Annotated in this window: 11 protein-coding genes; 2 read left to right on the forward strand and 9 right to left on the reverse strand. The window is 67.1% G+C overall.

The window, feature by feature from the left end; all coding sequences use genetic code 11:
• Positions 1–62 precede the first annotated feature (62 nt).
• The 9 genes from uvrA to DIE03_RS06140 all read right to left on the reverse strand — a co-directional run bounded on the left by uvrA (position 63) and on the right by DIE03_RS06140 (position 12,621).
• Entirely contained in the window at positions 63–5,957 is a 5,895-nt protein-coding gene (gene uvrA / locus DIE03_RS06095) for an excinuclease ABC subunit UvrA (RefSeq protein ID WP_124448475.1), read from the reverse strand.
• A 204-nt stretch (positions 5,958–6,161) separates the two neighbouring features.
• Positions 6,162–6,503, reverse strand: coding sequence for a cytochrome C oxidase subunit IV family protein (locus DIE03_RS06105; protein WP_124448477.1), 342 nt, complete (start codon positions 6,501–6,503; stop codon positions 6,162–6,164).
• Positions 6,504–6,511: 8 nt separating this feature from the next.
• Complete coding sequence (locus DIE03_RS06110; protein WP_124448478.1) at positions 6,512–7,219, reverse strand: heme-copper oxidase subunit III family protein; 708 nt, start codon at positions 7,217–7,219, stop codon at positions 6,512–6,514.
• Positions 7,216–7,827 (reverse strand): cytochrome c oxidase subunit 3, encoded by a 612-nt coding sequence (locus DIE03_RS06115; protein WP_124448480.1) that lies wholly within the window; start codon positions 7,825–7,827, stop codon positions 7,216–7,218. The genes DIE03_RS06110 and DIE03_RS06115 overlap by 4 nt, the downstream gene beginning before the upstream one ends.
• Positions 7,824–9,581, reverse strand: coding sequence for a cytochrome c oxidase subunit I (ctaD, locus tag DIE03_RS06120; RefSeq protein ID WP_124448482.1), 1,758 nt, complete (start codon positions 9,579–9,581; stop codon positions 7,824–7,826). Before ctaD ends, DIE03_RS06115 begins: the two co-directional genes overlap by 4 nt.
• Positions 9,582–9,594: 13 nt before the next feature.
• Positions 9,595–10,743: a c-type cytochrome gene (locus tag DIE03_RS06125; protein WP_124448484.1), complete on the reverse strand. Its 1,149-nt coding sequence runs from the start codon at positions 10,741–10,743 to the stop codon at positions 9,595–9,597.
• Positions 10,744–11,053: 310 nt separating this feature from the next.
• On the reverse strand, positions 11,054–11,569 hold the full coding sequence (locus tag DIE03_RS06130; RefSeq protein ID WP_124448486.1) for a hypothetical protein: 516 nt from the start codon (positions 11,567–11,569) through the stop codon (positions 11,054–11,056).
• A gap of 230 nt (positions 11,570–11,799) precedes the next feature.
• Positions 11,800–12,309, reverse strand: coding sequence for a DUF1269 domain-containing protein (locus DIE03_RS06135; RefSeq protein WP_124448488.1), 510 nt, complete (start codon positions 12,307–12,309; stop codon positions 11,800–11,802).
• A 96-nt stretch (positions 12,310–12,405) separates the two neighbouring features.
• On the reverse strand, positions 12,406–12,621 hold the full coding sequence (locus DIE03_RS06140) for a DUF3820 family protein (protein ID WP_124448490.1): 216 nt from the start codon (positions 12,619–12,621) through the stop codon (positions 12,406–12,408).
• Positions 12,622–12,774: 153 nt separating this feature from the next.
• Between DIE03_RS06140 and DIE03_RS06145 the strand changes: the two genes are divergently transcribed.
• Together DIE03_RS06145 and DIE03_RS38150 are read left to right on the forward strand one after the other, a co-directional pair.
• Positions 12,775–12,963: a hypothetical protein gene (locus tag DIE03_RS06145; RefSeq protein WP_034192021.1), complete on the forward strand. Its 189-nt coding sequence runs from the start codon at positions 12,775–12,777 to the stop codon at positions 12,961–12,963.
• A 59-nt stretch (positions 12,964–13,022) separates the two neighbouring features.
• Positions 13,023–13,337: a hypothetical protein gene (locus DIE03_RS38150; protein WP_185658111.1), complete on the forward strand. Its 315-nt coding sequence runs from the start codon at positions 13,023–13,025 to the stop codon at positions 13,335–13,337.
• Positions 13,338–13,514 lie beyond the last annotated feature (177 nt).

Here is a 13,514-nt window from a genome sequence, read left to right on the forward strand (position 1 = left end):
AAATAAAACAGCCGCGGTGTCTCGCCAGACACCGCGGCCGTTGACGGGACGAAACCGCGCGCTCAACCGACGCGTGCTTGTCCCTCGCGCTCGGCTTCACCCTCATCCGAACCCGTACGCGCCAGCACCGGCTTCAACGCCTGCCCCGTATGGCTCGCGTTCACCTTCACGAGTGCTTCGGGCGGCGCCGCCGCGACGATCGTGCCGCCGCCCACGCCGCCTTCCGGCCCGAGATCGATGATCCAGTCGGCTTCCGCGATCACGTCGAGATCGTGCTCGATCACGACGACGCTATGCCCCGCATCGACGAGCCGGTGCAGCACGCGGATCAGCTTCGCGACGTCCGCCATGTGCAGGCCGACCGTCGGTTCGTCGAGCACGTACAGCGTGTGCGGCGCCTTCTGCCCGCGCCGCGTGATGTCGTCGCGCACCTTCGTCAGCTCGGTGACTAGCTTGATACGCTGCGCCTCGCCGCCGGACAACGTCGGCGACGGTTGGCCGAGCGTCAGGTAGCCGAGCCCGACATCCTTCATCAGCTGCAGCGGATGCGCGATGTTCGAGATCGGCGCGAAGAATTCCACGGCCTCATCGATCTCCATCGTCAGCACGTCGCCGATGTTCCGGCCGCGCCACGTGACGGCGAGCGTCTCCGGGTTGAAGCGCTGCCCGTGGCACACGTCGCACGGCACCTTCACGTCGGGCAGGAAGCTCATGCCGATCGTGCGCACGCCTTGCCCTTCGCACGCGGGGCAGCGCCCGTCGCCGGTATTGAACGAGAACCGCGACGCCGTGTAGCCGCGTGCGCGCGCTTCCAGCGTATCCGCGAACAGCTTGCGGATCGTGTCCCACACGCCGATATAGGTGGCCGGACACGAACGCGGCGTCTTGCCGATCGGCGTCTGGTCGACCTCGAGCACGCGATCGATCTGCTCCCAGCCACTCAGCGACTCGCAGCCCTGCCACGCATGCGTGACGTTCAGCGACGGCCGCGGCGCGCTGCGCGCGAGCACGCTCGAACGGCGGTTGGCCGCCGGCGCGTCCTGCTGCGCGGCCTTGCGCGCGCGCCGCGTGGCCGGCGACGACAGCACCGAGCGGCCGACCGCGTCGAGCAGGTTGGTCATCAGCACGTCGCGCGCGAGCGTCGACTTACCCGAGCCGCTGACGCCCGTCACAGCGACGAGCCGCGCGAGCGGAATGCCGACCGTGACGTCGCGCAGGTTGTGCAGCCGTGCGCCGTGCACGGTCAGCCACGCTTCCGGCACCGCCTCACCGCCCTTCTTGCCCGGCAGGCTCACGCTGCGGCGCGGCTGCAGCGGGTGCAGCATCGGCTGCGCGAGCAGGCGCCCCGTCACCGAATCCGGCTGGGCGGCCAGATCGGCGACCGCGCCCTCGGCGACCAGCGTGCCGCCGCGCTTGCCGGCGCCCGGGCCGACGTCGATGATGTGATCGGCGCGGCGGATCGTGTCCTCGTCATGCTCGACGACAACGAGCGTGTTGCCCTTGTCGCCGAGCTTGCGCAGCGCGTCCAGCAGGATCTGGTTGTCGCGTGGATGCAGGCCGATCGTCGGCTCGTCGAGCACGTAGCACACGCCCTGCAGGTTGCTGCCGAGCTGCGCGGCGAGCCGGATGCGCTGCGCTTCGCCGCCCGACAGGCTCGGCGCCGCGCGGTCGAGGCTCAGGTAGCCGAGCCCGACTTCCTCGAGAAACGCAAGGCGGCTGCCGATCTCGCTGACGATGTCGCGTGCGATCTGCGCATCGCGCCCGGTAAGTTCGAGCGCGTCGATCCAGCGGCGCGTATCCGATACCGTCCACTGCGCGACCTCGACGATCGGATGCGCATCGAACGTGACCGCGCGCGCGGACGGGTTCAGCCGCGTGCCGTGGCAATCCGGGCACGGCTCGTTGCCGACGCCTTCCGGTTCCTGCTCGTCCGACGGCAAGGTTTGCTCGCGGCCGCGGCCGTCCTCGGCAAGCACCGTGTCGTCGTACGCGGCGCGCTGTTCGCGCGTGAGCGTGACGCCGGTGCCGACGCAGGTCGTGCACCAGCCGTGCTTGCTGTTGTACGAGAACATCCGCGGGTCCAGCTCCGGATAGCTCGTGCCGCACACCGGGCAGGCACGCTTGACCGACAGCACCTTGACCGTGCCGACGCGCGCGGTCGACCGTTCGCCCTGCATCGCATCGTGCAGCCCGTCGAGCGGCGCGAGCAGGTGCATCACGCCCTTGCCGAGTTCGAGCGTCTCGTCGAGCCTGCGCCGCAACTCGGCCTCGTTGTCCGGCGACACGACGAGATCGGCGACCGGCAGCTCGATCGTATGCTCGCGGAAGCGGTCGAGCTTCGGCCACGGATCGACCGGCACGAACTCGCCGTCGACGCGCAGATGCGTGCTGCCGCGCGCCTTCGCCCACTTCGCGAGATCCGTGTACACGCCCTTGCGGTTCACGACGAGCGGCGCGAGCAGCCCGACGTGTTCGCCGCGATGGTCGCGCAGCAACTGCGCGGCGATCGATTCGACCGACTGCGACGTGACCGGCGTACCGTCGTGGATGCAATGCTGCAGGCCGAGCTTCACATACAGCAGCCGCAGGAAGTGCCACACCTCGGACGTGGTCGCGACCGTACTCTTGCGCCCGCCGCGCGACAGCCGCTGCTCGATCGCGACGGTCGGCGGAATGCCGTACACCGCATCGACCTCGGGGCGGCCGGCCGGCTGCACGATCGAGCGCGCATATGCGTTCAACGATTCGAGGTAGCGGCGCTGGCCTTCGTGGAACAGGATGTCGAACGCGAGCGTCGACTTGCCGGACCCCGACACGCCGGTGATCACGTTGAATTTGCCGTGCGGGATATCGACGTCGAGCGCCTTCAGGTTGTGCTCGCGCGCGTTGACGATCCGCACGACGTCCTCGCCCTCGATCGCACGGCGCGCGCGCGCCGCGTTCACCACGGCCTGCAGCGGCACGCCTTCGTCGGCGCGCGCCGCTTCGGCATCCATCGCGCGGTCGTACTGCAGCAGCGCCACGCCCGTATGCGATCCGGCGCAGGCCTTCACGTCGTCGGGCGTGCCCGCGCACAGCACGAGGCCGCCGCCGTCGCCGCCTTCCGGGCCGAGATCGATCAGCCAGTCGGCCGCGCGGATCACGTCGAGGTTGTGCTCGATCACGATCAGCGAATGGCCGGCCGCGAGCAGCTTGCCGAACGCCTGCATCAGCTTCGCGATGTCGTCGAAGTGCAGCCCGGTGGTCGGCTCGTCGAACATGAACAGCTTCGCGCGTGCGATGCGCGCCTCTTCCGTCGCGACCCGGCGCCCGTTGGCCGCCGCCGCGGATTCGGCGAGGAAGCCGGCAAGCTTCAGGCGCTGCGCCTCGCCGCCCGACAGCGTCGGCACCGGCTGGCCGAGCTTCACGTATTCGAGGCCGACGTCGACGATCGGCTGCAGCACGCGCAGCACCTCGCCGTCGGTCGCGAAGAACGCGGCCGCTTCGCTGACGGTCAGGTCGAGCACGTCGGCGATGTTCAGCGCGCGGCCGTCGCGCTCGATGCGCACTTCGAGGATCTCGGCGCGGTAGCGGCTGCCGTCGCAGTCCGGGCAGCGCAGGTACACGTCGCTCAGGAACTGCATCTCGATGTGCTCGAAGCCCGAGCCGCCGCAGGTCGGGCAACGGCCGTCGCCCGAGTTGAAGCTGAACGTGCCGGCGCCGTAGCCGCGCTGCAGCGCGAGCGGCGCCTTCGCGAACAGCTTGCGGATCTCGTCGAACGCGCCGACGTAGCTCGCCGGGTTCGAGCGCGTGGTCTTGCCGATCGGCGACTGGTCGACGAACACGACGTCGCCGACCTGGTCGGCGCCCGTGAGGCTGCGGTACGCGCCCGGCGACTCGGTCGCCTTGCCGTGGTGCCGCGCCATCGCCGGATACAGCACGTCCTGCAGCAGCGTCGATTTGCCGGAACCCGACACGCCCGTCACGCACACGAGCCGCTGCAGCGGAATCTCGACCGTCACGTCGCGCAGGTTGTGTTCAGTCGCGCCTTCGAGCACGATGCGCGGCGTATTCGCGTCGACGACGCGGCGCGCCCAGTTCGACGCATGCGCGACCTGCTTGCGGCCGCCCAGGTACTCGCCCGTCAGCGTGTGCGCCGAACGGATGTCGGACGGCGTGCCGTCGTAGACGATCGTGCCGCCGCGCTCGCCCGGGCCGGGCCCCATGTCGATCAGCCGGTCGGCCGCGAGCATCACCGACGGATCGTGCTCGACGACGACCAGCGTATTACCCGCGTCGCGCAGCCGCTGCATTGCCTCGACGATCCGCGTCAGGTCGCGCGGATGGAGCCCGATGCTCGGTTCGTCGAGGACGAACAGGGTTTTGGTCAGCGACGTGCCGAGCGCCGTCGTCAGGTTGATCCGCTGCACCTCGCCGCCCGACAGCGTGCGGCTCTGCCGGTCGAGCGTCAGGTAGCCGAGCCCCACGTCGCACAGGTACTTCAGGCGCGTGCGCACTTCGGCGAGCAGCAGTTTCAGCGCATCGTCGAGCAGCGCACTCGGCAGGCTGATGCCGTCGAAAAAGCGCCGGATGCGCTCGATCGGCAGCAGCATCAGGTCGTGAACGGTCAGGCCCGGCAACGCTTCGAGCTGCGCGCGGCTCCACTCGACGCCGCGCGGCATGAAGCGCTCGGCCGGCGCGAGCACGGCGTCGGCGTTCTCTTTCGAGCCGAGCCGCCATTGCAGCGATTCCGTCTTCAGGCGCGCGCCGCCGCATACGTCACACGGCGTGTAGCTGCGGTATTTCGACAGCAGCACGCGAATGTGCATCTTGTACGCTTTCGATTCGAGGTAGCCGAAGAAGCGCTTCACGCCGTACCACTGGCTCTGCCACTTGCCGTTCCAGTCCGGCGAGCCGTTGACGACCCAGTCGCGCTCGGCGTCCGTCAGCTCGGACCACGCCACGTCGCGCCGGATGCCGGCCTTCGCCGCGTAGCGCATCAGGTCGTCCTGGCACTCTTTCCATGCGGGCGTCTGCATCGGCTTGATCGCGCCGCCGCGCAGCGTCTTGCGCGCGTCCGGAATCACGAGGCCGAGATCGACGCCGATCACGCGGCCGAAGCCGCGGCAGGTTTCGCACGCGCCGTACGCCGAGTTGAACGAGAACAGCGCCGCCTGCGGCTCCGCGTAGCGCAGGTCGCTGTCGGGATCGTGGAGCCCGGTGGAGAAGCGCCAGATCAACGGCTCGGCGATCGCGTTTTCCGCCTCCAGCGCCAGCACGTACACGTTCACGCGGCCGCCGCCGCGCTTCAGCGACGCCTCGATCGCCTCGACCACGCGCACCTTGTCGGCCTGCTGCACGCGGAAGCGGTCGGCCACCACGTCGAGCACCTTGCGCGGCCCGGTGGGCGACGCGACTTCGCGCTGCGCCTGCACGCGCGTGTACCCGCTCGCGGACAGCCACTGCGCGATTTCCTCGTCGGACACCGCTTCCGGCAACTCGACCGGAAACGTGACGACGACGCGCGGATCGTCGGCTCGCGTGCGTGCGACGAGATCCGCGTAGATCGTTTCCGGCGTGTCGTGCCGCACCTGGCGCGCGGTCTGGCGGTCGAACAGCTCGGCCGCGCGCGCGTACAGCAGCTTCAGGTGGTCGTTCAGCTCGGTCATCGTGCCGACCGTCGAGCGCGAACTGCGCACCGGGTTGGTCTGGTCGATCGCGATCGCGGGCGGCACGCCGTCGACGCGCTCGACCTGCGGGCGGTCCATCCGGTCGAGGAACTGGCGCGCGTACGCGCTGAAGGTTTCGACATAGCGCCGCTGCCCTTCCGCGTACAGCGTGTCGAACACGAGACTCGACTTGCCGGAGCCCGACGGGCCGGTGACGACCGTCATTTCGCCGGTGCGCAGGTCGAGATCGAGATTCTTGAGGTTGTGCTGACGTGCTCCGCGAATGCGGATCAGATTGCTGGATGACAATTTGCCTGCCCGTCTGAATGAGTTAGCCGGAATTCACGGTGCCGGAACGCTGCGGCGGATACCCGCAGGCGCGGCGCACGTGCCGCAAGGGTTGCACCTGTGCGGCTCGAGTTCGACGGGTACTATACTGTATATTCATACAGTTTTCCATGACGACCCTGCGGACGTCATGGGCAGGCGGCCGGCGAAAGGCCGCCAGGGGAATCAGCGGAAGAAGAGTTCCCGCATGCCGAACGTGTGATGCGCTTCGGCGGCCATCAGCACCATGAGCACCAGCAGGCACAGCGGCGGAATCAGGATCGCGTACACCAGCGCCAGCCGCTCCCACATCATGTGCATGAAGATCGACACGATCAGCCCGGCCTTGGCGATCATGAGCACGACGATCAGCACCCAGCGCAGCACGCCCTGCACGCGGAAGTAATCGACCAGGTAGGACATCGTGCTCAGCAGGAACAGCAGGCCCCAGATCTTCACGTAGAGGCCGATCGGATGCTGCTGGCCGTGCGCGGCACCGGGTCGACCGGCGGAATCGGGATGGTCCATGGCCTGCCTCACCACAAATAGAACAGCGCGAAGATGAACACCCATACGAGGTCGACGAAGTGCCAGTACAGGCCGGCGATCTCGACGATCTGGAAGTTGCCGTGCCCGGTGAACCCCGGCTGCAGGATCTTGCGCGCGACCAGCAGCAGGTAGATCACGCCGCAGGTCACGTGAAAGCCGTGAAACCCGGTGATGGCGAAGAAGCACGCGCCGAACTGCGCGGCGCCCAGCGGGTTGCCCCACGGCCGGATGCCTTCGTGGACGATCAGCTTGGTCCATTCGAGGGCCTGCATCGACACGAAGGCCGCGCCCAGCAGCGCGGTCGCGAGCAGCAGCGCGCCGGCGCGCCTCGCGTTGCGCCGGTAGCCGAAGTTGACGGCCATCGCCATGGTGCCGCTGCTCGTGATCAGGATGAACGTCATGATGGCGATCAGCAGCAACGGCACATCCAGGCCGCCCACCGTGAGCCCGAATACCTTCGACGTGTCGGGCCACGGCGCCGTGGTCGACATGCGCACCGTCATGTAGCCGATCAGGAAGTTGCTGAAGACGAAGGTATCCGACAGCAGGAAGATCCACATCATCGCCTTGCCCCACGGCACCTTGAAGGCTTCGCGGTCGGCCGACCAGTCGGTGACGATGCCGCGCCAGCCGTCAGGCCCGGCGTCATCCGGCGGCGGCGGCGCGGATTCGGTGGGGAGCGGGGGCGAGGTCACGGCGCGGCTCCATACGACGGCCCGCAGAGGGCGGCGACGATCGCCGGGGTCAGCCACCACATCGCCGCCAGCAGCACGAGCCAGACGGCCAGCAGGAAATGCCAGTAGAGGGCGCATAGCGCGACGGCGCGCTGGACCCGGAACGGGTCGGCGTGCCGGAGCATCGAGAGCGTCATGGCCCATGCCGCCAGCCCGCCCAGCACATGCAGCCCGTGCAGGCCGGTCAGCAGATACAGGAAGCTGTCGGACGGATTGACGATGACGGTCTGCCCGGCCGCCGACAGCATGCGCCAGACGGTCAGTTGCCCGGCCACGAATACGGCCGCCAGCACGCCGCCGCACACCAGCCACGCGACGCGATGCGGAGCAGGCTGCCGGGCACGCTGCATGGCGACGCTCGCCAGTGCCAGCGCGACGGTGTTCCACCCCAGCAGCGCCGGATGCGGAACCGGCTGCCAGTCGGGTTCGCGCATGCGCATCGCATAGGCGAGCAGCAGCAGCGAAAACAACGTCGTGGCGACCGCCATGAAGACGATCAGGCCGACACGGCCCGCATTCTGCACGCCAGGTCGCGGATCGGGAACGAGGGGGCGCGGCAGCGTGGTCATTCGCGCGCCTCGCCGGGTTGAAGCGTCGGGTGGGCCGGTTCGGGCGACGCCGCGGGCGGCGGCAGATTTTGCGGGACGAAGTCTTCCCCCTGCCCCGGCGGGCTGTATTCGTATGCCCCGCGGTAAACCACGGGCAGCGCGGCGCCCCAGTTACCGTGCGCGGGCGGCGTTTGCGGCGTCTGCCACTCCAGCGTGGTAGCGCGCCACGGATTGCCGTCGGCTCGCTTGCCGCGCACGAGGCTCCACGCCAGGTTGAACAGGAACAGCAGCTGCGCCGCCGCGACGACCAGCGCAACGAGGGTGATGAAGGTGTTGAGCGTCTGCGCCGAATGCGGGATGAAGCTGTAGCCCTGATACGCGTAATACCGTCGCGGCATGCCCAGGATGCCGAGATAGTGCATCGGGAAGTAGATCGCATAGGTCCCGACGAAGGTGATCCAGAAGTGCGCGCGCCCGAGCGTGTCGTCGAGCATGCGGCCCGTCACCTTCGGGTACCAGTGGTAGAGGCCGCCGAACACGACCAGGATCGGCGACACGGCCATCACCATATGGAAGTGCGCGACCACGAAGTACGTGTTCGACAGCGGAATGTCGACGCTCACGTTGCCGAGGTAGAGCCCAGTCAGCCCGCCCAGCACGAACGTGCTGATGAAGCCGATGGCGAACAGCATCGGCACGGTCAGGTGGATGTCGCCGCGCCACAGCGTCAGCACCCAGTTGTAGACCTTGAGGGCGGTCGGCACCGCGATGATCAGCGTCGTGGTCGCGAAGAAGAAGCCGAAATACGGATTCATGCCGGCGATGAACATGTGGTGCGCCCAGACCACGAAGCTCAACGCGCCGATGATCACGATCGCCCACACCATCATCCGGTAGCCGAAGATGCTCTTGCGCGCGTGCGTGCTGATGAGATCCGACGCGATGCCGAAGGCCGGCAAAGCGACGATGTAGACCTCCGGATGCCCGAAGAACCAGAACAGGTGCTGGAACAGCAGCGGGCTGCCGCCGGCGTGCCTGAGCGTCTGCCCCATCGACACCACGGCCGGTACGAAGAAACTGGTGCCGAGCGTCCGGTCGAGCAGCATCATCACCGCCGACACGAACAGCGCCGGAAACGCCAGCAGCGCCATGATGGTCGCGATGAAGATGCCCCATACCGTGAGCGGCATGCGCATCAGCGTCATGCCGCGCGTGCGTGCCTGCAGCGTGGTGGTCACGTAGTTCAGGCCGCCCATGGTCGCCGCGACGATGAAGATCGCCAGCGACACGAGCATCAGCACGATGCCCCACTCGACGCCCGGCGTGCCGGGCAGGATCGCCTGCGGCGGATACAGCGTCCAGCCCGCGCCGGTCGGCCCGCCCGGCACGAAGAAGCTCGCGAGCAGCACCAGCACGGCCAGCAGGTAGACCCAGTAGCTCAACATGTTGAGAAACGGGAACACCATGTCGCGCGCGCCGAGCATCAGCGGAATCAGGTAGTTGCCGAAGCCGCCCAGGAACAGCGCCGTCAGCAGGTAGATCACCATGATCATCCCGTGCATGGTGACGAACTGGTAGTAGTGGTTGGCATCGATGAAGTCGAACTTGCCCGGAAACCCGAGCTGCAGCCGCATCAGGTCCGACAACACGAGGCCGACCAGGCCGATGGCGATGGCCGTCAGCGCATACTGCACCGCGATGACCTTGTGGTCCTGGCTCCAGACATAGCGCGTCCAGAAGCTGTGCGGGAGGTGGTCGCTGTGTGCGTAGGACATGACGTCTGCTCCATCAGGGCTGGGCCGCAGTGTTGGCGGGCGGCCCGCCTTGCGCCTTGATATAGGCCACCAGCGCGGCCAGCTCCTGGTCGCTCAGGTCGAAGTGCGGCATGATCGGCGAGAAGCCCTTCACGACGCGGGCCGTCGGGTCGCGGATGAACGCGCGCAGATAGGCTTCGTCCACCTTCGCGGTGCTGCCGTCGGCCATCGTTTCGGTCTTGCCGTACAGGCCCTTCCAGGTCGGGCCCACGCGCGGGCTGCCGTCCACGGTATGGCACGCGACGCAGCCCTTGGCCGCCGCGAGCGTCTTGCCGAGGTCGGCAAGCGCCTGCGCGCTGCCGCCGGCGGCGGCCGGCGCTGCCTGCACCCGCGCCTGCTGCCGCTGCGCGAACGTGGCCTGCTGCGCCAGCCAGTGCGCGAACGACGCTTCGTCTTCCACCACCACCACGCCACGCATGTTCGAGTGCCCGATGCCGCAGAGCTGCGCGCACAGGATGTCGTAGCGCCCTGCCTTGGTCGGCGTGAACCAGAAGGTGGTCACCATGCCGGGCACCATGTTCATGCGCGCCCGGAACGGCGGGACATAGAAGTCGTGCAGCACGTCGCGCGATCGCGTCAGGACCTGGATCGGCCGGTTGAGCGGCAGGTGCACCTCGGGCGTCTCGATCAGGTAGTTGTCGCGGCCGTCGGGATCGGCCGGGTTCAGCCCGAACGGGTTGTCGTTGCCGATGAAGCGCACGTCCGTCGTGCCCAGCTTGCCGCCGGGCCCGGCGAAGCGGAAGCGCCATTGCCATTGCTGGCCGAGCACCTCCATCTGCAGCACGTTGCGCGGCGGCCGGACATAGTCCGCGTAGACGAAGAGACCGGGAGCCAGCAACGCCGCCACGCCGACAGCGGTCAGGCCGATCAGCCACCATTCGAGCCGCCGGTTGTGCGGCTCGTAGGCCGCGCGATGCCCGCTGCGATGGCGGTAGCGCACCAGTGCGATCGCGATGAACAGGTTGATTGCGATGAACAACACGCCGGTAATGACGAGCGTGATCGTCAGCATGTCGTCCATGCGCACCCAGTTCGATGCAATCGGCGTGATCCACCAGGGACTGGCAAAGTGAAACCCCACCGCCAGCATGACGATCAGGATCAGGGCAATCGCAAGCGCCACAGGCCGCCTCGCTGCATGTCACTCGCCGGAGCCAGCCGCAATCGCGTGCTCCTGCGCCGTCGCGCCGCCCTGTCGTCATTCGAATTGTTTTCGTCGGCAGTGCGCCAGGCCCGATTCGCCCGGCGTTGTTAGCGGCCCTAAATAAAAGGTAGATCGCTCCCCCGTATCGTGCAAGGCAGTGCATCGACGGCACGCGCTCCTGGACGAACCGCGCGAACGACGGCGTCGCATGGCTGCGTCGCGTGCGACGATGCCATGCGAAACGGGCGCCCGGTCTTCAGGGTCGGCGCACCGGAAAGCGCGCGCCGCGTCAGTCCGCGGCGTTCCGCTCGCGTCGCCGTTCCAGCATGCCGTAAGTGACCGCGGCCACCACGCCGAACAGCAGGTTGGCCAGCAAGGGGCCGGAACCGCGTTCCGAGATGAACCATGGGAACACGGCTGTCATCACGTAGAAGTTCCAGCCGTACGCGACGATCCCGAACGCCAGCCCGATGACGGCCTCCATGCCCACGCTCGAATCGAAGCGGAACGGCGCCATGATCGCGGCGAGCATCATCCCCATGATCGCGCCGAGCACGTAGTGCAGCAGCAGCGCCATCGCGACGATCTCGAGGTTGAATTGCGACATCTGACCGAGCGCGCTGCGGCCCATCACCATCGCCGCGATCTTGTGAGTCGGTTGCCACGGGCTTTCACCGATCACCAGCGTCGACCAGAAGAATTCCAGCGCGATCACCAGCGCGCCGCCCGCAAGGCCAGCCACGGCAGCGCAAAGCCAGTCGGGGGTGCGCCGCTCCCAGTGGTGTGATTGCATGTGCAGTTCCATACGACCTCCTTGCAGACGGTTCCACCTCGGCGCTTGAGTTCGGAAGGCGCCGTGCGCGTCGGATCGGATGCACGTCCGTTGCGCGCTTCATCAGGGCATAAAGGGGCGGCGGGCACGCTGCGCCGGTTCGGCATCGGCGCGTCACGCAGGCCTTGGTCACGGCAACGCGACGATGCGCCCGGCGATACGCGGCGACGCGATCGGGCATCGTGCATGCCGGTATTCACGTGTCAGGGAAAGATCGGTGTCGTGGACTCGCCCCCCTCCAGGTCCGCCCGCGGAAAATGCTGGGCGACCATCTGCTCGATTTCCTGCTCTCGCAACGCCGGCACATCGGCCATGATCAGGATCTGGCCGTCCTTGATCGCTTCACGAAATCGCTCGAGTCGCGCGTTCGGCTCGGCAATGCCGATCATCGCGGCCGTCCACGCACCGAAGCCCGCCCCCACTACCGTCAATGCCACGACAGCGCCGCCCGCGATCACGAGCTCCGCAGGGGGAAACACCAACGCGACGAGGCCGATCAGCGCGCCCGTCGCGCCGCCGAACGCGACGCCGCGCTCCAGTGCATGTACGACATCGCTGCTCTGCAGCAACGATGCTTCGGGCAACTGATCGAGTGTGACGCTGTGATTGGCGAGGACATGGATATGACGCCAGGTGATTCGCGCGCGCAGCAAGTCATCGACGATCGCCTTCGCCATCTGCGTATCAGGTACGAGGAAATAAAGGCGTCTCATGTTGGCACCCCTTTTTGCCGTGAACTGCTCTCTCCATTCTAGGTCAGCATCGGCGACGTGGTAGGTGCACGCAGGGCCATTCGCCCCTGATTGACGCTATCCGCGCTTGCGCAACGGCGCCAGCAAGTCCCTCAGGCCGTTGTGATCGATTTCGTGCATCAGCGCCAGTTGCCGGCCGATTTCGCCGCGCGGGAATCCTTCGCGGGCCAGCCAGTTGAGGTAAGGCCCGGGCAGGTCGGCCAGGAGCCGGCCCTTGTACTTGCCAAAGGGCATGGTGACGGTGACGAGGTGTTCGAGGTCCGGGGTTTGCATGCGCGTATTGTGCACGGCTTTCCGATGCTGTCGCACGCCGGGCCAATGCGCGGCCTCCGGCAACAACCTCGCGGACAGGACGCTGCAAACCGCCTGAGCCCCTTTTCCGGCCTGCTAGACTGGAATTCCCCCCTGCAAACGATGGAGGGAATCATGTTGTCCGTCTACGTCGTGAAGACCGGCGAGCAGTTCCTCTGCACCGCCGAGGATGGCGATATCGGCATGGCGCCGGCGGTTGAAGACGCCACGTCGTTTCGTTCGTATGAAGAAGCGGAAAAGGCGGCGCACGTGCATGCCGATCCCGGATACGAAATCGTGGCCGTTTGCGTGCTCAGACACTGACGCTGCGGGCGCCGACGGACCCACGTCATCGGCGCCTCAACCCGGCCCGAAGGCCGGTCATGCAGCATCAGCCTGCCTTGCTCGCCGCCCCCTTCCCGCCGAACGCCTCGCACCCCGGCTTGTCCCACCGCGTATTGGCAACGCGGTTATCCGAATCGAACTGCATCTGGCAGTTCGACCGGGAACGTGACGACAACGCGCGGATCGTCCGCCTGCGTGCGCGCAACGAGATCCGCGTAGATCGTCGTCGCGCGCCGTCGTCATTCATGACGCCTCGCCGGTATCTGCCGCCACCTTCCCGGCAAAGCACCCCTTCGCGCCCCTCCTCGCTGGTCGTCTTCGGCTCCATTTCGACGCATCACGCCGGCAGGTAAAAATTCCCTTGAGACATCTTGTTGCATCCCTTTTTACCTGCGCTGTATTTCATACGACGAATTCACAAAATGTCACAATCGCGTGCATTATCGTTGCTTTATATTGCTTAACCGTTTGTTCCATAAATCAAAACGCAAACGTTTGCTCGCACGCAAAAAGCAGGTTTGCGGGTGCCG

It is taken from the genome of Burkholderia sp. Bp8992, assembly GCF_003853705.1.
Taxonomy (GTDB): domain Bacteria; phylum Pseudomonadota; class Gammaproteobacteria; order Burkholderiales; family Burkholderiaceae; genus Burkholderia.